1 rRNA gene is annotated in these 269 nt (G+C 36.8%); it reads left to right on the top strand.

What is annotated here, in order from left to right:
- Positions 1 to 183: 183 nt before the first annotated feature.
- Positions 184 to 269: ribosomal RNA gene (locus Ctaglu_RS24860) — 16S ribosomal RNA — on the top strand; the annotation flags it as partial.

The raw sequence follows: 269 nt of genomic DNA, 5'->3' as shown, positions 1-269 counted from the left end.
GTTGGTCTTTGAAAATTAAACAGAGAAATAGGTAAAATAGCGAAATAACATTTCGCTTGACCAGTTAATTACTTTAGATAAAAAAGTAATTTTAGTCGTAAGACTAAAAAGTATGTAATGAGCTTGCTAACCAGCTTAACAGTGGTTGCAGATTATTCATTTCAAATAAAAAGTGTAAACTTTTAAATTGAGAGTTTGATCCTGGCTCAGGACGAACGCTGGCGGCGTGCCTAACACATGCAAGTCGAGCGATGAAACCCTTCGGGGTG

This window comes from Clostridium tagluense (assembly GCF_003865095.1).
Lineage (GTDB): Bacteria > Bacillota > Clostridia > Clostridiales > Clostridiaceae > Clostridium_AD > Clostridium_AD tagluense.
The sequence above is the reverse complement of the archived record's forward strand: the minus strand, read 5'-3'. Positions and strand labels throughout refer to the sequence as shown.